This window comes from Pseudomonas sp. 05N36 (assembly GCF_056397385.1).
Window position 1 is genome coordinate 1 of sequence record NZ_JBFTNH010000074.1, and the last position, 401, is coordinate 401.

Consider the following 401-nt stretch of genomic DNA (forward strand, 5'->3'; position numbering starts at 1 on the left):
AGCAGCTCTTCCATCGTCTGAATCCCTGCTTAGGCGTTTTTGCGGATGACTTGGCCGTCGCGGCACATCAGGCACGCGGCGACGATGTCGTCTTCTAGGTTCACTTCGAACTGACCTTCCTTGTTGAAGACCAGCTTCAGGAAGTCCAGCAGGTTACGGGCGTACAGCGCCGAGGCGTCTGCGCCGACCTGCGCGGCCAGGTTGGTCGGGCCGGCAATGGTCACGCCGTGCGCGACCACCACCTGGTCGGCCACGGTCAGCGGGCAGTTACCGCCTTGTGCGGCAGCCAGGTCGATGACCACCGAACCGGGTTTCATCTGCGCCACGGTTTCAGCGCTCAGCAGCACTGGTGCCTTGCGGCCGGGAATCAGGGCGGTGGTGATGACGATGTCGGCCTGCTT

1 pseudogene is annotated in these 401 nt (G+C 63.3%); it reads right to left on the reverse strand.

From position 1 onward, the window contains the following. Positions 1 to 29: 29 nt before the first annotated feature. Positions 30 to 401: pseudogene (locus AC1DIH_RS28210) on the reverse strand (NAD(P)(+) transhydrogenase (Re/Si-specific) subunit alpha); the annotation flags it as partial.